The 17,646-nt window shown below is 62.3% G+C and carries 17 protein-coding genes and 3 pseudogenes; 4 read left to right on the top strand and 16 right to left on the bottom strand.

The features are described 5' to 3' along the window. Positions 1-2: 2 nt before the first annotated feature. The 5 genes and pseudogenes from ACVJGD_RS03475 to ACVJGD_RS03455 all read right to left on the bottom strand — a co-directional run bounded on the left by ACVJGD_RS03475 (position 3) and on the right by ACVJGD_RS03455 (position 2,549). The gene (locus tag ACVJGD_RS03475; RefSeq protein WP_456640152.1) at positions 3-626 is read right to left on the bottom strand and encodes a FecR family protein; all 624 of its coding nucleotides are present in this window, start codon (positions 624-626) and stop codon (positions 3-5) included. Between the two features lie 222 nt (positions 627-848). Next, positions 849-983, bottom strand: a pseudogene (locus ACVJGD_RS03470) (DUF4880 domain-containing protein); the annotation flags it as partial. Between the two features lie 70 nt (positions 984-1,053). After that, entirely contained in the window at positions 1,054-1,572 is a 519-nt protein-coding gene (locus ACVJGD_RS03465; RefSeq protein WP_456633046.1) for an RNA polymerase sigma factor, read from the bottom strand. After that, the gene (locus ACVJGD_RS03460) at positions 1,569-2,270 is read right to left on the bottom strand and encodes a TonB family protein (protein WP_456633045.1); all 702 of its coding nucleotides are present in this window, start codon (positions 2,268-2,270) and stop codon (positions 1,569-1,571) included. Before ACVJGD_RS03460 ends, ACVJGD_RS03465 begins: the two co-directional genes overlap by 4 nt. Before the next feature lie 117 nt (positions 2,271-2,387). After that, positions 2,388-2,549, bottom strand: coding sequence for a hypothetical protein (locus ACVJGD_RS03455; protein ID WP_456633044.1), 162 nt, complete (start codon positions 2,547-2,549; stop codon positions 2,388-2,390). A gap of 245 nt (positions 2,550-2,794) precedes the next feature. Between ACVJGD_RS03455 and ACVJGD_RS03450 the strand changes: the two genes are divergently transcribed. The 4 genes from ACVJGD_RS03450 to ACVJGD_RS03435 all read left to right on the top strand — a co-directional run bounded on the left by ACVJGD_RS03450 (position 2,795) and on the right by ACVJGD_RS03435 (position 6,821). Beyond that, positions 2,795-4,018, top strand: a complete 1,224-nt coding sequence (locus ACVJGD_RS03450; RefSeq protein WP_456633043.1) for an ABC transporter substrate-binding protein — start codon at positions 2,795-2,797, stop codon at positions 4,016-4,018. 137 nt (positions 4,019-4,155) lie between these two features. Beyond that, positions 4,156-5,559 carry an NfeD family protein gene (locus ACVJGD_RS03445; protein ID WP_456633042.1) on the top strand — a complete coding sequence of 468 codons (1,404 nt, stop codon included), beginning with the start codon at positions 4,156-4,158 and terminating at the stop codon, positions 5,557-5,559. After that, positions 5,549-6,310, top strand: a complete 762-nt coding sequence (locus ACVJGD_RS03440) for a slipin family protein (RefSeq protein ID WP_456633041.1) — start codon at positions 5,549-5,551, stop codon at positions 6,308-6,310. The genes ACVJGD_RS03445 and ACVJGD_RS03440 overlap by 11 nt, the downstream gene beginning before the upstream one ends. Positions 6,311-6,464: 154 nt before the next feature. Next, positions 6,465-6,821, top strand: a complete 357-nt coding sequence (locus ACVJGD_RS03435) for a YbaN family protein (protein WP_456633040.1) — start codon at positions 6,465-6,467, stop codon at positions 6,819-6,821. An 8-nt stretch (positions 6,822-6,829) separates the two neighbouring features. On the opposite strand, the gene ACVJGD_RS03430 is transcribed toward ACVJGD_RS03435, so the two are convergent. The 11 genes and pseudogenes from ACVJGD_RS03430 to ACVJGD_RS03380 form a co-directional block, all read right to left on the bottom strand. After that, positions 6,830-7,846 (bottom strand): SphA family protein, encoded by a 1,017-nt coding sequence (locus ACVJGD_RS03430; protein ID WP_456633039.1) that lies wholly within the window; start codon positions 7,844-7,846, stop codon positions 6,830-6,832. Between the two features lie 27 nt (positions 7,847-7,873). Beyond that, positions 7,874-8,815, bottom strand: coding sequence for an HlyD family secretion protein (locus ACVJGD_RS03425; protein ID WP_456633038.1), 942 nt, complete (start codon positions 8,813-8,815; stop codon positions 7,874-7,876). Further along, positions 8,812-9,054 (bottom strand): DUF3302 domain-containing protein, encoded by a 243-nt coding sequence (locus ACVJGD_RS03420; RefSeq protein ID WP_456633037.1) that lies wholly within the window; start codon positions 9,052-9,054, stop codon positions 8,812-8,814. The genes ACVJGD_RS03425 and ACVJGD_RS03420 overlap by 4 nt, the downstream gene beginning before the upstream one ends. Positions 9,055-9,063: 9 nt before the next feature. After that, positions 9,064-9,231, bottom strand: a pseudogene (locus tag ACVJGD_RS03415) (carboxylesterase); the annotation flags it as partial. A 6-nt stretch (positions 9,232-9,237) separates the two neighbouring features. Continuing rightward, positions 9,238-9,510: pseudogene (locus tag ACVJGD_RS03410) on the bottom strand (DUF1254 domain-containing protein); the annotation flags it as partial. A 265-nt stretch (positions 9,511-9,775) separates the two neighbouring features. After that, positions 9,776-11,407 (bottom strand): arylsulfatase, encoded by a 1,632-nt coding sequence (locus ACVJGD_RS03405; RefSeq protein WP_456640151.1) that lies wholly within the window; start codon positions 11,405-11,407, stop codon positions 9,776-9,778. Between the two features lie 86 nt (positions 11,408-11,493). Next, positions 11,494-13,179 carry an arylsulfatase gene (locus tag ACVJGD_RS03400; RefSeq protein ID WP_456633036.1) on the bottom strand — a complete coding sequence of 562 codons (1,686 nt, stop codon included), beginning with the start codon at positions 13,177-13,179 and terminating at the stop codon, positions 11,494-11,496. Between the two features lie 87 nt (positions 13,180-13,266). After that, on the bottom strand, positions 13,267-14,655 hold the full coding sequence (locus tag ACVJGD_RS03395) for a BatD family protein (RefSeq protein WP_456633035.1): 1,389 nt from the start codon (positions 14,653-14,655) through the stop codon (positions 13,267-13,269). A gap of 5 nt (positions 14,656-14,660) precedes the next feature. Next, positions 14,661-16,181 (bottom strand): VWA domain-containing protein, encoded by a 1,521-nt coding sequence (locus tag ACVJGD_RS03390; protein WP_456633034.1) that lies wholly within the window; start codon positions 16,179-16,181, stop codon positions 14,661-14,663. After that, positions 16,174-17,172, bottom strand: coding sequence for a VWA domain-containing protein (locus tag ACVJGD_RS03385; protein WP_456633033.1), 999 nt, complete (start codon positions 17,170-17,172; stop codon positions 16,174-16,176). The genes ACVJGD_RS03390 and ACVJGD_RS03385 overlap by 8 nt, the downstream gene beginning before the upstream one ends. Continuing rightward, positions 17,165-17,638, bottom strand: coding sequence for a DUF4381 domain-containing protein (locus tag ACVJGD_RS03380; protein ID WP_456633032.1), 474 nt, complete (start codon positions 17,636-17,638; stop codon positions 17,165-17,167). The genes ACVJGD_RS03385 and ACVJGD_RS03380 overlap by 8 nt, the downstream gene beginning before the upstream one ends. Between the last annotated feature and the right edge of the window lie 8 nt (positions 17,639-17,646).

Below are 17,646 nucleotides of genomic sequence, written 5' to 3'. Positions count from 1 at the left end.
TGCTACGTCAGAATCACGACGCCGCCGGGCAGCATCCGCACTTTCGCGCCCAGAACGCTTCGGACATAGGAAACCACCTCTTCGATACGCGCCAATTCGATCCGAACCGTGACACGGCGGTGACCAAGATCGGTGTTGAGGAGAACTATCCTTCCGCGCCAATAGCGGTTGACCTCGCCGAGCACTTGCGCCAGCGGCTCATCGCGGAAGATCAACAATCCTCGTTTCCAGGCCATAATCATTGCCGGATCAACGACGGCGACGGGGCTGACGAACTGGGGGGAGTAGGCGAGTTGTTCGCCCACGCGAAGCGTGACGGTGCGGCCACCGCATTCGACCTGCACGGAGCCGCTGAGACAAGTGACATGCACCGCACCGCCATCATGGCGCAGATTAGCTTGCGCTCTTGCTGCAAACACGCGCCCGTCGGCGGCGATTGCGGTCAGGGATTTCGATGCGTTTTGTGCAGCGACGATCGCCGCCTCGCCCGCAAGCAGCTCAATGCGCTCCTCCCCATCATCTGAAGGACGCCGAACGACGCTGGTGCGTGTGTTCATTTCGATGGAGAGACCTTCGGCCAACGCAACTGCGCGATTTTCGCCCGCGCCGGTGCGGTAATCGGCCATCAGATCAGGCAAAGACGGCCATAAGTCCAGCGGCGGCTGCAGAACGACGCCGGCGGCGACCGTAGCGGCTGCGGCCGCCGCGCCTCCAATCAGGAAAGCCCGACGGCCGACGGCCCGGCCCTCCGCATGAACCTGACCAGCGATCATCACGTGATCTGTCGCGGTCTTGGCTTCCCGCGCGGCAGTTCCGAGCGACTCCCAGATTCCCAGCGCCCGACGATAGGCATCGGCATGCGCCGCGCTGCGCGCCCGCCACGCCTCCAGGTCCCGCAGATCGGCAACGGTTGCGTGACCGGAGGTCGCATGCATAAGCCGCTCCAGCGCTTCGCCTTGCAGGATTTCAGATTGCGGTCGCATCATGGCTCGAAATCATGGGTTGAATGTTATCTTCCTCATATGACGTTTCATCTCCCTCGAAAGCTTACCGTCAGCGCGACTCACTTTTCCCGAGCCGTTCGACACAATGGCTGACCGCCCGGCGCAGCTCCTTCTGCACCATTGTGCGAGAGATGTTGAATCGCGCGGCGATGACTTCATGGCTCAAACCATCAACGCGGGCTGCGATCAGGATGGCACGACAGCGGGGCGGCAGCTCGGCCAAAGCTCTTTTCAAAGCCTCGACTTCGGAGCGCGCTTCCAGCTCCCGCGAGAGGTCCAGCGCATCATCCTGAGGCCGGATCGATGCCAGAACTTCGGCCTGTGAGGCACGTCGCCGCTCTTCGCGTCGCTTGTCGGTCGCAACGTTCAGTGCGATCCTGAAAATATAGGATTCTGGCTGCTGGATCACCCCGATCGCGTCGCTGCGATGCAGGCGCAAATACGTTTCGTGCAGCGCGTCGTCGGCAAGCTCCTTCGACCCAAGGGAGCGCGCCAGCCGGATTCTGATCTCGTCATAGCGAATGAACAACGTCCGTCGCAGTGAAGCCCAAACCGTGTCCGACATCATCGCACCGGTCCTGCGTCAACGCGGTCGGGCATACATCCGGCAAGATCTTCAGGCGGGCTCGGCTCGATCGCGAGCGTGACCGGCTGGGGGATATCCACAAGCGGCGGTTGAAAGACGACGGTGCGGATTGCCTGCGCGATCGCACCGTCGCGCTGCTGGTCTCCCGACGACCGGATCACCCGGAGCTCCGTGATCCGACCCGAGGCGTCGATCCAATACTGCATCGCCAGCCGGTAAGTGCCCGGCCTCGTCTTGGTGCTCCGGCACAGCGCGCTCATGATGCCGGCCTGCATGATGCCATAGTAAGACACGGCAGCGCGCTTCGCCTGAAGCAGATCAGCGTCTGTTGCATTGGACAGCGCAATCGTGATCGTATCGGCCGCAATGATGTGAGCGGTCAGGTTTGAGCCTTCTAGCAGCATGCGAAGGGCAGTTTCACGAGCAAAGACACCGTTGACAGCCTTCGATTGACGGCCAGCGGTGAGAGCGGTTTCATAGAAGATCTGAGAGCCGGTGATGGCGCCGAAGGCGTCTAAAGCCTTGTCGATCGTTTGGGCAGGGATGTTGAATTCAATGCGGCGTTCTTGGGCGGCCGTCGTTTGGGCGCAGAGCGAGAGGCCGAACATCAGCGCACCCGACAGCAAAACGCGCCGGGACTGCGCGGATGCTGGCACAATCCCAGTCAACACGATTCCCATTCACAGAACCTTCACAGAAGGTCGACATTAGGCAAGCTGTGTTACACTCAGATGTCAGTCCGCCCCGGCGGACACATCGTGAACGATGAGCGGCGGGTCCATATTTGGCTCGACGCGTCACAACAATCCGATCCATTGCATGAAATACATTTCGCCACATTGCCAACATTCTCGATCGGGGAGCGCTTCGAGAGGCTGGTTGTCTTCCGGCTTGGTGGACCAGCGGCGATGGATGCCCATCGGCCAGCGGGCAGCTAAAGCATTTTCCTTTTGTTTCAAACGCTTGCACGCCCGGCTTATTCGGCCGCGAAGATGTCGCGATGTCGGCGGCAGGACTTTGGCAGCAGACGCGCTGCCGGGAAACCCGCGATGCCAACTGTTCGAGAGCGGGAGGAATCCCGCGCGACTGCGCCTCAAAATGCACCAATTGGGATGATTGAGTACCCTTAGCTCATTTCGCCGACAGATGACTTCCTTCGACCCGGATCAAAGCTGAAGAGGGTCGACATATGGAGGCACTGCAGATGAACGTGGCAGGACGGATGCTGCTCGTTCTCGTAATCGCGCTGGCATCGCTCAGTGCGATGTCTCCGCAACGTCCCGAGCCATCCGCGGATGATGCCGAAATCCGGATTGGCAACCTCATGCCCTATACCGGGCCGTTGGCTGAATTCGCGGCGATCGGAAAGGCCGAAGCGGCTTATTTCGACATGCTCAACGAGCGCGGCGGGATCAACGGGCGCAAGGTGCGCTTCATTTCCCGCGATGACAATTCCGATCCGACTGTCGCACTCGATCTCACGCGCGGACTGGTCGAGCGGGAAAACGTCCTGTTGATGTTTGGCTCGTTCGGAACGCCCGGCAATCTCGCGGTGCGGGGCTATTTGAACGAAAGGAAGATTCCCCAACTGTTCGTGGCCTCCGGCGCCGAGGAATTGAGTGACCCGAAGGCTTTTCCGTGGACGATGGGTTGGCAGCCATCGTTTCGCGCCGAAGGTCGCGTCTACGCCAACTACATCCAGGCCTTCTATCCTCAGCGCAAGATCGTGGTTCTCTGGCAGAACGATCAGTTCGGTCGTGACCTATACAAGGGAATTCAGGACGGGCTCGGCGATTTGACTCGCCTGATCATCGTCGGCGTCGCCTTCGATATTGCGGACGCCCACATCGATGGGCATGTCTCGATCCTGAAGCGATCGGGTGCCGAGATTCTGGTTTTTGCAGGTGTGCCGGCCACCGCATCGCAGGTGATCCGTTTGGCCGCGGATTTCAGGTGGCACCCGGTCTTTCTTCTCAATGATGAGGCTGCCGCAATAGGCGCCGCGTTGGGACCTGCAGGCGTGGAGAACTCCGTCGGCGTGATCTCGGCCTCCTTCCTGAAGGATCCCAGCGACCCGGCATGGAAGGACGATCCTGCGATCAGGGATTGGTTGTCCTTTATGGACAGATATTACCCAACTGGAGACAAGGACAGCAGTGCCGCCCTCTACGGCTACGCCGCGGCCGAGACGCTTGCGCAGGTGCTGAGACAATGCGGAGATGATCTCTCTCGTGAAAACGTGATGCGACAGGCAGCATCACTGAAGGATTTTGAATCGCGCGCGCTGCTGCCCGGCATCAAGATCAATACAAGCGAGAGCAATTTTCGACCAATCAAGCAGATGCGCCTGGTTCAGTTCGATGGCAGGACCTGGCAGCCGATTGGCGACGTGATCGAAACCGCGTTTTCGGATGCTCCGAACAATTAGCGCAAGCCGATTGGCCGATCACGTCCTCGGCAGTGCGACGCCCAACTATCGCACTGCACAACGGCATCCCGTTCGTGGTGCACGGCCATTGAGGTTCCGAAACGCAACCCCATATTTTGGGCAAGGGAGTCCTTGCCGTGCAGACCGTAAAGGCGGCCCTCGTTGCGGCGATTGCAGCCGTCGCTCTGGTTGTCTCCTTCCTTCCCGGCTCAGCGGAGGAGAACCGCAGTCTTGCACTGACTATTTCGCTTGACGGAGCAGTCGGACCGGCGTCGGCGAGTTACGTCAAGGACGCTTTGGTCAAGGCCGGCGAACGACACGCCGAGGTTGTCATTCTGCGTCTGAATACGCCGGGCGGTCTCAACACCAGCATGCGCGAAATCATCTCGGATGTGCTCGCTTCGCCCGTTCCCGTCATAGGTTACGTCGCTCCCTCCGGAGCCCATGCTGCAAGCGCCGGGACCTATATTCTCTATGCAACCCATATCGCGGCAATGGCGCCAGGCACCAATATCGGTGCCGCGACGCCGGTGCAGATCGGCGGTCCGATCCCGGGTCTGCCGGGCGGCACCCCGGACAAGGACGGCAAAGATAAGAAGGATGGCGACCGCCAGCCCGAGCCAAAGGATGCCATGACAGCAAAGGCGACGAACGATGCCGTCGCCTTCATCCGCAGCCTCGCCGAACTGCGGGGCCGCAATGCCGACTGGGCCGAGAAGGCGGTCCGCGAGGCCGCTACGCTGTCTGGCAACGGCGCGTTGGAGGCGAAGGTCATCGACCTCATCGCACGCGATCCGGCGGAATTGCTCGGCAAGGTCGATGGTCGCGTCGTCGAGGTTGCAAGTGGCAAGACGCAGCGCCTCGCGACGAAGGATGCCGCCGTCGAAATAGTTGATCCCGGATGGATAGCCCGGTTCCTGGCGGTCATCACCGATCCCAACGTCGCGTTCATTCTCCTGATGGTTGGCATCTACGGGCTGATCTTCGAATTCATGTCCCCGGGCGCGGTCGCCCCGGGCGTCGTCGGCACGATCTGCCTGCTGCTGGGCCTCTACGCGCTCAACCTGCTGCCGATCAACTACGCCGGCCTTGCCTTGATGCTGGTCGGGATCGCGCTTCTCACTTTCGAGGCCTTCAACCCGACCGTCGTGATCGGCCTCGGAGGGGTCATCGCCTTTGTCCTGGGAGCGGTTATGCTCTTCAGGGTCGAAGCGCCCGGCTATCGACTGTCGTGGTCGCTCATCGCCATCGTAACTGCGACGTTCATCGGCTTTGTTCTCGTCGTGCTCGGATCACTTCGGCGCGCTCGCAGTGGTCCGGTACGCGTCGGCGCGCAAGCCATGCGAGGCCTGTCCGCCGAAGTCCTCGATTGGTCGGAGAATGAAGGTCACGTCTTTGCGCACGGTGAGCGATGGCAAGCGCGCGGCGCCGAAACCTTCAAGCCGGGCGAGGTGGTCGAGGTCGCCAATATCGTCGATCTGACGCTTGTAGTGCGGCGCGCCCAGTCCCGGCCGGCGAAGGAGTTACATCATGATGCTTGACTATTTGACCTATGCAGCGCTTGCGGTGCTCGTGATCATTTTTTTCTCGCAGGCCATTCGCATCCTGCGGGAATACGAGCGCGGCGTCGTCTTCACGCTCGGCCGTTTCACCGGAGTGAAGGGCCCGGGCCTCATCATCCTCATTCCAGTCGTGCAGCAACTCGTGAAGGTCGATCTCAGGGTGATGGTGCAGGTCGTGCCGCCCCAGGACGTGATTTCGCGCGACAACGTCTCGGTCAAGGTCAACGCCGTTCTCTACTTTCGCATCGTCGATCCCGAGCGCGCGGTCATCAAGGTCGGCGACTACATGGCTGCGACCAGCCAGCTCGCACAAACCACGCTGCGCTCGGTACTCGGCAAGCACGAACTCGACGAGATGCTCGCAGAACGTGACAGGTTAAACGCCGACATCCAGGAGAGCCTTGACAAGCAGACCGACGTCTGGGGCATCAAGGTCACCGGAATCGAGATCAAGGATGTCGACCTCAACGAAACCATGGTGCGCGCGATCGCCAAGCAGGCCGAGGCGGAACGGCTGCGACGCGCCAAAGTGATCAATGCGATGGGCGAGCAGCAGGCCGCCGAAAAGCTCGTCGAGGCCGGCCGGATCCTCGCCCAGGAGCCGCAGGCGATGCAGCTACGCTATTTCGCAGCGCTGCACGACATCGCGGGCGAACGGTCCTCGACCGTGGTCTTCCCGCTCCCGATGAATCTGTTTCACCACCTTGGTGTGCGAAACGAGTCGGCGTGACTTTGGTCATTCGCCTGAAGGGGCGCTGCAAGGGCCGAAGGACGTGGTGGCCGGGTTCTTGACCTGGCCTGGCCCAGCAAGTCCAGACTTGGGCCTGTGATAAGCTCAGCACACACGTTACAACCCCTCGCTTTTTGCATGATGGTTGCCGCTGATGCGTCGTGTCTATCTTGTTCTCGGTCTTTTCTTCATCGCCATCGGTTTTGTCGGTGCATTCTTGCCGCTGCTCCCGACAACGCCGTTCCTCATTCTTGCCACGACCTGCTTCGCACGGTCGTCTCCGCGGCTCGAGAACTGGCTTCTCTCCCATCCTCGCTTCGGGCCGGCGCTGCGTGCGTGGCGTGAGCATGGCGCGATCCCTTCGAGAGCGAAACTGCTGGCGCTTGCTGGAATGAGCGTCGGCTTCTTGCTGTTCTGGATCGGAAGCGCGCCTGGTCCGATCCTGACGGCAAGCGTCGGAGTGCTCATGCTTACGGGTCTAGTCTACGTCTTCACCAGACCGTCACCGTGACCTCTTCACTACTTCCGCACGATTGGCGTTGCCGCCGGTTTCGGCGGCTCGGGCGACACCGCGAAGGTGACCCAGGCAGTCCAGCCTTCCGGGCGGTTCTCCGCCGCGAAATCCTTGAATCCCCTCAGGTTGAGATAGCCCTGATAGCCTTCGGTGACGGGGAAGATGAATCCGATCTGCGGGCCGATGCCGAGCACGCGCCCCTTGAATTCGCCGAGCCTTGCGCCGGCACCGCTGTCGCCGGTGAGCTGCTGGAAGTAATAGCCGCCGAGGCCGACAAGGACATTCTTGCTCACGAACTGCGAGGCAGCCCAGTCGACATGGAAATCGATGCCGTTCTGGTACTGCAGCGACGTGTTCTCGAAATTGTAGGTGAACCCGCCGACGATCGAGAACTCATGCCCGGTCTTTTGATCGAGATAAGTGTAACCGGCGCCGGCATCGACCGCCACGAAGCCGAAGCTCAGATTGGCGAGGCGCGTCGAATCGTAGGTGCCGGTCGGAAGATTACCCGTGACGTAGACCATCTCGTTGTGAACGCCCTGATTCCATTTGAGCGTGCCCTGATAGAACAGATCGGTAGCCGTCCATCGATTGTCGCTGGCGTGGCCTGAGATCGTATTTCCGCGTGGGCCCGTGAGCGTGGCATCGATGCCGACGTCCACATTTCCGGGAGCGCCGAGAACGCTCACGGCCGCCTGCCCGCCCAGAAATGGCGTTGCGAACGTATAGGTGAAGCCCTGAACGAGGACATCCGCACGGGCATTCAGACCGGCGACAACGGAGCCTCTCTGGACGAATTCTTTGCTGCCGCCCGCGGATTGCTGCAGATGGAGGTAGATCGTGGCCGTCGACCATCCGGGAACGGCGGGGGCCGCAGCGAGGCTGCCGAAGATGCCGGGAAGCCAGAAGCTCAATCCGCCATTGTCGGCCCTGGCGGACATCGGCGCGAACTCGACCAGCGCTCCGGTCGCCGCCGCGACTGCAATTGCCGTACCCCATCGACCACGTCGCCGAATGCCCATGACTGCCCTCCCTTGAACGTCCCCAATTCAGAATGGATTGACATAGTTGAGGATCGCGATCTGGCGCAGGATGATGCGCCGGATGAAATGCGCGAGCTTCACGTGATCGGTGTAGATCGCAGCCGTCCCGGTGGTACCGGCCGGTAACCGCTTTGCCAGGTCAGCGTCGCCGAGCCGTACGCGCGCCACGAAAGGTGCAGCCTGAAAGGCCGTAGGCGTCACGGCCGTACCCGAGATGCGGGCCTGTCCGGACGCAATCGCCTGCAAGATGCTTTCGACCCTCCCCGAATGGATCTCGCCGGGCAGGAACTTGAAGGTGATCTCGACCTCCTGCCCTACCTCGACATAGCGCGCGTCGATCTGGTCGATCTCGACGCCGATCAGCGTGTCGGAGGTGTCGATGAAAGCCATCACCGGCGACAATGGCAGATTCGCAACCCGCGCGCCCTTGCGCAGCGCAAGGTTGGTCACGTAGCCATCGGCCGGCGCCTGCACGACCGTCTTGTCCAGGTTCCACTGCGCGCCATCGAGCTGGGCGCGGAGCTGCGCGACCTCCGACTGGCGCTGCTCCACATCGAAGGCGCGTCCGGCATCCCGCTCGTAGAGCTGCGACATCTGCGACAGCCGCAATTCGGAGAATTTCAGTTGCGCCCGGATCGCCCTGACCTGCGCGTCATAGGGTGTCGGGTCGATCTTGAACAGCACGTCGCCCGCCTTCAGCGGCGTGTTCGCAGTGACCGGCACGTCGACCACTTCGCCCGCGACATCGGGCACGATCGCAACCGAATTGCGCACGACCAGCGCCGGCCCCTGCGGCGCACCCCAGCTCATCGGAATGAACAGGCCGAGATTGAGCAAGAGCAGCACAATGAACGGCGACGACTTCAAGAACAGGTTGAAACGCACGATCCCGAGCTGCACGATCGCAAACAAGAACGTCAGGTAGACCGCCATCAATGCGATGATCATGGCTTCGTCTCCGCCTTGCGCCGGGGAATATCGACATAGGCCCAGATCAGCGCGATCGGCCACAGCGCGAAACCGAAGAACAGCGTGACCCAGCCCGCGACGGTCACCGCGTCGGCATAAGGATGGCCCCTGCCCTTTGCAATATGGCCCGGCAACCATCCGGCGATGCAGAATACGGCGACCACGCTCGCCGCGAGGATGATGAGGACGATCCAGGCAAAGATGTCGTAGCCGCTCATGACAGTTCGTCAGCTCACCGGCTTTGCTTCAGGGAATTTCCAGGTGCCGTTCAGGGTTTCGGGCCGCGGGCGATAGAGCCGCACGGTATAGTTCCAGCCTCGCATGATCGGCAGGCAGTTCCGGATTGTGCCGTCGCAGCCGCCGAACTGAACCACGATCGAGCCGTCCGATGCCTTTTGCGGCAGGATCACAAACCTGCCGCCGGCGCCTTTGTCGAGGCCCAACAGCCCCACGTCCTCCAGCGAGGTCTGCCACATCGTGACAATGTTGCCGTTGAGCGAACCATTGGCGTCGCCCGGAGGAATCTCGATCACGATCGGGCCGACGTCCTTGGTGTTGAAGAACGCCATGAAGTAGATCGCGTCCGGGTTCGGCGTCAGCGTCTGATTGTGCCAGTCGAGCGGCCGGCCCCAATAGATGACCTGGTTCACCTTGCCGCCCGTCTTGGTCTGCATCTCCTGTAACATGAGGTCGGTGTTGACCGCTGGCATGCCCCAGACGACGGCTTCCACCGCACGGCCATGCACGAGGCGATCTTCCACGGAAGAGTTTTGCGCTGCAGTGACGCCCGGCAGGAGCGCCAAGGCAAATGCACCAACGAACGCAGTCCTCATCTTGACCTCCTTCGTCCTAAGGTTCGAACGCAAGCACCTTCTTCCAGTCCGTTTTCATGTCGAGAGACGATGTCGGCCGGCAGCGTTGCCGGCCGACACATTGCAATCAGTTCTTGTTCGGGCCTGCTGTCGTGAGCTTGTCCATCACGTCGCTGACGGTAAAGCTCGCCGCCTTGGCGCGCGGCGGGAACTCCTTGAAGCTCTCGAGGTATTTCGCGACGACAGCCTGCGCCGGGACTAACAGGAACATCCGATGCGACATCCAATCGCCATAGAGCTGACTGCTGGGCCCTCGCTCGAATGGATCGCTGCGAAGATTGTACAACATGGGAGCGCGCAATTGGGTGAATTGCCCCCAGGGCCCGGCCGGAGTCTTTGGACCGACTTCGGCGTGCTGCTCCATGAAGGCGATCTTCCAGTCGCGGACACGAAGAGCCATCAAGTCGCCGTCGTCGCTCCAGTAGAGGAACTCCTCGCGCGGCGATTGCTTGACGTCCCCCTTGAAGAACGGCAGCAGGTTCATGCCGTCGAGATGAACCTTGAATCTCTTGCCGTTCAACATGTGCCCGTTCTTCACCTTGCCGACCAAGTCAGGTTCTCCTGCCGCGGCCGCGAAGGTCGGAATGAAATCCTCATGGGCGCAGATGTCGTTGACGACGGTCCCGGGCCGGATCACGCCCGGCCAGCGGATCAGGCACGGGACGCGGAAGCCGCCCTCCCAGTTGGTGGCCTTCTCGCCCTTGAAGGGGGTTGAGCCGCCGTCCGGCCAGGTAAAGACCTCGGCGCCGTTGTCGGTCGTGTAGACGACGATGGTGTTGTCGGCGACGCCGAGATCGTCGACCAGTTTCAACAGCTCACCGACATGCCCGTCATGCTCGACCATGCCGTCAGGATAGACACCAAGGCCGGTCTTGCCTTCGGATTCCTTCTTCAGATGCGTAAAGACGTGCATGCGCGTCGAGTTGAAGTAGCAGAACCACGGCTTGTTGGCCCGGTGCTGACGATTGATGAAGTCCTTTGCCGCAGCAAGGAACTCCTCGTCCACCGTCTCCATGCGCTTGGTATTCAGAGGACCGGTGTTCTCAATCTTGCCGTCGGCGGTTGACTTCAGCACGCCGCGCGGGCCGAAACGCTTACGAAACTCCGGATCTTTCGGGTAGTCTGGATTCTCCGGCTCCTCCTCCGCGTTGAGGTGATAGAGGTTGCCGAAGAACTCATCGAAGCCGTGTGCGGTCGGCAGGTGTTCGTCACGATCGCCGAGGTGGTTCTTGCCGAACTGGCCGGTGGCATAGCCGTAGGTTTTCAGGACATCGGCGACGCTGGGATCGAGCGGACCGAGCCCGAGCTCGGCGCCGGGCAGACCAACCTTGGTCAGGCCGGTGCGGACCGGCGTTTGCCCGGTGATAAAGGCCGCACGGCCGGCGGTGCAGCTTTGCTGGCCGTACCAATCGGTGAAGACGGCCCCTTCCCTGCCGATGCGGTCGATGTTGGGCGTACGATAGCCCATGATTCCCATGTTGTAGGCGCTAACATTGAACCAGCCGATGTCGTCGCCCATGATGAACAGGATGTTCGGCTTGCGCCCCGGAGCAGGCGCAGTGGTGCCCTGTTGGACCTGAGCCAGCGCACCCGAGGTGAGCGTGGCGGCGACGATCGCGGTGCCGCCAAGCAGGAGATTTCGCCGGTTCGGCGTATGCTTCTTGACGTGTGTGTCATCTCGGTCGACCGGATCATTCATCATTTCGACTCCCTCCATCACTCACGTTACGAACCAAAATCTTCGCTGTGGCGACGGACCGCCGGAGCGATCCGCCGCCCTCCTCGTCACTGTGGCTTCAACCGCTCAAGCTCGTTGAGGCGCTTCAAGGCCGCCTGTTGCCTGAGCAATCCGTAGTTGATGCCGCTCGCATTCAGCGAACTGCCTTCCTGATAGGGGAACTTGTCGAAATCGGAGAAGAACTCCTTGATCTTTCCTTGCACGGGCACGATCAACCACATGTTCTGAGCAAGGAACTGAATCGCTCCTCCGCCTTCCTCCATACCGCGCTCGTATGGGTCCATGCGTAGATTGGCGATCAGCGACCAGGAGGGCACCTCGCGGGTCGCGGTCGCGATATTTCCCTTCGAGGCTGTGGCAAAGCTCAGCTTCCAGTCGTTCCACCGGATCGCGTTGAGATTGCCGCCCTGATCGAAATAGTAGATCGCATCGCGCGGCGGCTCCTTTGCTTCTCCTTTGAAGAACGGCATGAAATTGTAGCCGTCGAGATGAACCCTGAAGCTCTTGCCGCCAGCGCCGGCAAATCCGGCTCTCATCTTTTCCTTGATGTCCGGAATCCCGGCCGCCGCACACAGCGTCGGAAACCAGTCGATCAGCGAGATGACTTCATTGTATTGCGTCCCCGGCTTCACGACACCCGGCCATCGCACCATCATTGGAATACGGAAGCCACCTTCCCACGTCGTGCCTTTTTCGCCGTGAAATGGCGTCATGGCGCCATCCGGCCAAAGTGCGAGTTCAGCGCCATTATCCGTGGTGTAGAGAACGATGGTGTTGTCGGCGACGCCAAGGTCGTCGAGTTGCCGGAGCAGTTCGCCGACCATTCCATCGTGCTCGACCATGCCGTCGGCATGGATGCCCTTGCCGGTCTTTCCGAGCGACGATGGCTTCAGGTGGGTGAAGACGTGCATTCGCGTCGAGTTGAACCAGACGAAGAATGGCCGGTCCGCCCTGACCTGACGACCGATGAAATCCTTGGCGGCGCCAAGAAATTCCTCGTCCACCGTCGGCATGCGCGAAGTCGTCAGCGGACCGGTGTCTTCGATCTTCCCGTCCGCTGACGACTTAATGACGCCGCGAGGCCCATACTGCTTTCTGAACGCAGGGTCCTTCGGATAGAAGTAGCCCTCCGGCTCTTCTTCGGCATTGAGATGGTAGAGATTGCCGAAGAATTCATCGAAGCCGTGCTTGGTCGGCAGATGCTCGTCGCGGTCGCCAAGATGGTTCTTGCCAAACTGGCCGGTGGCATAGCCTTGGGTCTTCAGAGCATCGGCAATCGTCGGCATCCAGTCCTGGATGCCGTGCGGATCGCCTGGCATGCCGATGGTGAGAAGGCCGGTCCGGAACGGTTCCTGGCCGAGAATGAAGGAGGCACGGCCCGCGGTACAGCTCTGCTGACCATATGCATCAGTGAAGATCGCGCCCTCCCGGGCGATACGGTCGATGTTGGGCGTGCGATAACCCATCATTCCCATCGTGTAGGCGCTGATCTGCGGAATGCCGATGTCATCGCCGAAGATGACGAGGATGTTCGGCTTGCGACCTGAAGCGGCTGCTTGCGCCGGGGCCGGCGAAGGTGCGGCCTTCTGGGTTTGCGCGAGCGCCTGTGAGCTCAGCGTTGCCGCTGCGACCAGCGATGACGAGCCAAGCAATATATCGCGGCGATTGATCGTCCCGTGTCCGCCGCTGTTTGATCCGGCGATCGTGTGACCTTCATTCTTCCGACTGCTCATTTGACGCTCCTTACCTGTGAAAGGTTGCTTGTGATCGCAATCCGGACATTCCATCTTCACCGAGTTCGCCTTCGTGCACTCCTCCTTTCATCTCGCGGGCATGCGCCGGCGATGCGCCGATGCCGCGCGGTCTTCGACCGGGTTGAGTTGTTGGGGGAAACGGATCCTTGCTGAGTGCGCTGCCCGCCGCCGCAAGCGGCGCCGCGTCGCGCTGAGGAGGCGCAGCCATTGATGCGGCGACCAGGCGTCCGCGTCACGGCATGGCGCGAACAGTTTCTGCTCGATCGCGCCAATCTGACGATCGAGCGCAGGATCCCGCGCCGCCGACTTCAGCGACTCCACGGTATGGAGCGGCGCGACCGGCTCGAAGCGCTGCAGCCAGTCGAGCAATGTGAAATACGCTGCCTTCGCGTCACCCCGGCGCGCCGCGCGGCGCAGCCGGCTGAAGGCGAAGGATTCGGATCGGAGATAGGCCTCGCGGCAATGCCGGTAGCGCGCCGCTACCGCCTGCGCTGCGCGCGGCGCGATCCACCCGAGCCCCGCGAGCGCGGCGAGCGCCAGCACCGCGAGCGCCCAATGATCGGCGACGAGATCGAGAAGCCGGCCCCAGTTCCAGCGTGCGCCGGCTTCGCCAGCGACCGCCGCGCTCTCCGCGGCCGGGTTGGCCACGACCTGCAGCGGGACAGCATCGAGATGCGCGAATTCGACTCTCCCCTCGTCCGCGTTCCACCAGCGGATATCGATTGCCGGCAGGAGGTAGTCGCCGGGTTGTTCCAGCATGTAGGTGGCGGAATCGGTCCGCGTCGATGAAAGCAAGTCAGTTCGCGAGTCGGTTTTGTCCTGTAACGACGGTTGCGCCGGATAGAGCGCAAGGCCCTCGATAGCGGCTGATGTCACCGGCGGCAGCAGCATCGCCGGTGTCCCCTCGGCCTTGATCGTCACGGTTCGCGTGACGGCGTCGCCGGCCTTGAGCTGATCCGAGGAGCGCTGGACCGCCTGCTCGATGGTCAGTTTGGTCGCAGCAATAAACGGGTTGAGATCAGAAGCCGCATCCGGGATGAATGCATCGAAGGCGATGCGCGGCAATGCCACGGTCACCTCGCGCGTCGCCGGCGGCTCGGCGGCGTATCTGACCGTCAGCGTCTGGTCCGCGGTGGCGTAGGAGCCCGGCTCCTGTGGATAGATCGCGAACTCGAACCGCACGCCGGCGTAGGTCGTCCCGTCCCGCTGCTCGCTGCGATTGATACTCTGTAATTGACGGGTCACCGCGTTCCGAACCTGGAATGCCGGAAGCTCGGGCGGTGCTGTCATGTAGTTCGGCGCGAGCACGTCGATCTGCAGGGTCGTTCGTTGCCCGACCACGACGCGTGGCGGATCGAGGGTCACCTGCACGATCGGCTCGGGGCCATCAGCCTGCTGTGCCCATCCGGCACACGGCGCCGTCGCGGTGAGTGTCAAGACTGCGATCGTGAGCATACATCTCATTGCTGCCCCCCAGGCTTGGCCGGCGCCGTCGCGTCCTGGATGGCAAATTTCAGTTTGAGGAAGTCCGCAGGCGACGTCTGGACCTCGCGCATCCAGGCTTCCGCCGCGCCGGCAGTCGTCAGGTCGTCAGGCGTGACCTGGATTTTCTTGCCGCCCTTCTGGTCGGGATCGACCTTGGTCTCGTCGGCCTTCAGGTCCGGCGGCGCGCTGTCGTCCTGCTCCTGCTTGCGGCGCTTTTCTTCCCGCGCCTTCAGTGCGGCCATCACGATCGCGCGGTTGGTCTTCGCCGCGAAATGGCCGGGCGCAACCTTCAGCACCTCATCATACGCCTTGATGGCCTTCTCATAGGCGTGGTTCTGCGCCTGTGCATTGCCGAGCGCGAACCGTCCTTCCACGGTCTCGACGCGCGTGAATTCCTGCGCAGCAGTGAGGAAGTCATAGGCCCGGTAGGCGGCGATGCCCCGCCACATCGGGTCGGCGAAAAGCCCGGCTGCGGCACGATAATCGCCGCGGTCGAAGGCGAGCCGCCCCTGCTGGTCCGGCGTGAGCCACAGGTCCATAAATCGGAACGAATCCTGCGCCTGCACGGGCCATGCCTGCACGAGGAAAAGCGCGACAACCCAGGCCACCGTCGTGCCGCGCCGGAACCACAGCAGGCCGAGTAGCGCCACTGGCAGCAGCAGCCAATACCCCTCGTCCCGCCACTGCATGCCGAACGTGTCGCCTTGCGCGGCCTGGTAACGGTTTTCGATCCGGCGTTCGAGCGCGCGGATGTCGGAGCCATCGATGCTCACTTGCACGACATCCGAACCAAGGGCGGATGCGCCCTTTGGCCCCACGCTCAGCATCACCAGGCCGTTGCGTCCGGCGGACTGGTGGAGCGAGGCAGCGGTCGCGCCAGCGAGACCGTCGGCCACGATCAGTACCGTACCGGGAACGGTCTCGGCGGTGAGCGACCGGCTGGCGAGCGAAATCGCGCCGGCCACGTTCTGCCCATCGGCGGGCATCAGTCCCGGGGATAGCGCAGCGAGGAACGGCTCGATCACGGAACGGTCGTTCGTCAGCGGCATCACGAGATGTGCTGATCCCGCATAGGCGATCAACCCGGTTCGCGCGCCGGCGCGCTCCTCCAGCAGATCTCTGATCTTCTGCTTGGCACGCTCGAGCCGCGACGGCGCGATATCGGTCTGACCCATGGATGAGCCGAGCGCGAGCGCGATCATCAGCGGCGCCTTGTCCTCGACAAAGGGCGGCACCTCGCGACGCCATGTCGGCCCGGACAGTGCGACGATGCCAAGCACCATGCCGGCCGCGACCAGATAGAGCGGATTGACGCCGCGCCCGCTGCCCGGCTGCACGATGAGGTGTTGCAGGAGATGCGGCGCAATCACGCCGCCCCATTGCGCTCGCGGGCTCTGCCGCCAGAGCACCAGCGCAAAGACTGCGGCGACCGGAATCAGCGCAATCAGCCACAGCGGTCGCAACAGGTGGAACGGGATGGCGGCTGCGTCAGGCATGGCTGAGCGCCCCTCTCCGTTTCCATTCGCCCTCCAGCAGCAAGCCGAGCCACAGGAGCACGGACAGGATGACGGCCGCACCAAGCGGCCATTGGAACAGCGGCAGCTTCGGCCGCCATGACAAGGTGTCCAGCTTGGCCGGCGCAAGCCTGTCGATGTCGGCATAAATCGCCTCAAGCTGCGCGCCGTTCTCGGCGCGGAAGAACCGGCCCCCGGTGGTCGTCGCGACCGATTGCAGCGTGCCGAGGTCGACGCGGTTCTCGCCCGATGCGGCGGGATCGCCGACGCCGACCGTGTAGACGACCACATCGTTCTGACGCGCGATGTCGGCGGCATGTTCGGGCGGCACCCGGCTTGCCGTATCGTTGCCGTCGGTGAGCAGGATCAGCAATTTCTGACTCGCAGTGCTGTTCTGCAGCGTCTTGATGGCAAGGCCGATGGTATCGCCGATGGCGGTCTGCTGGCCCGCCATGCCGACCTGCGTTTGCTCAAGGAGCTGTTGCGCGGTCGCGAGATCCTGCGTGAACGGCACCTGCACGTAGGCCTTGGTGCCGAACAGGATCAATGCCACGCGGTCGCCCTGCCGGCGCGCGATGAACTCCTTGATGACGCGTTTGACGCCGTCGAGCCGCGTCAGCGTGGCGCCGTCCGAGGTGCGGAAATCCTTCTGGTCCATCGAGCCGGAGATGTCGATCGCCAGAATCACATCGCGCGCGGAAACCTCGCGCGTCACGGGATCGCCGACCCATTGCGGCCGCGCCAACGCCGCAACGAGGAGGATCCAGATCAGGACGGCGGCCGTCATCTGGATCGCACGACGCTGCAGGACGACTGCGCCGTGCTGCGGTGTCTGCCCGGTCGCCGCCGCGAACCGATCGAAGAACGGAATCTGCACCGACGCCTGTCGCGCGCGATAGGGTGGCAGTAGCCACCATGCCAAGAGCGGCAGCGGCAGCAACACAAGCATCCAGGGCCAGGCGAACTCAAACATGGTGCACCTTGATCCAGCGGCGGATGAGATCGGCCAACGGCTCGAGTTCGCCGCGTTCCGGGGACATTCGTTGATAAGGTGCGTTCGCCAACCAATGGCCTACGCCGTCCGAGAATTCATGCCCCCCATAACTGCGGTCGAGAAAGGCAAGCCAGGCCGGACCGACAAGCGGCGCGACACTCTCGCGCGGAAAGGCGTCTAGCGCCGTCCGCCTGACCAGCACCGACAGTCTGTCGACCGTCTGGTGCTGGGCCGGGTTGGACGCCTCGCAGATATGATCCAACTCGGCCAGCGCCTCGCGCCGATATCTGTTGGCACGATGACGGTGCATGAGGTGCCAGACCACGATGATCGCGAGCGCAAGCAGCGCCGCAAGCGATATTCGCAACTCCCAGGTCTGAGGCAGCAGGCTGACCGGCGGCGGCAACGGGATGTCAATCAGTCCCGCCAAGGGATCGGCCTGCACGGATTGCG

The organism is Bradyrhizobium sp. USDA 10063 (assembly GCF_054063735.1).
Note: the sequence above shows the minus strand (reverse complement) of the source record. Positions and strands in the feature narration are given on the sequence as shown.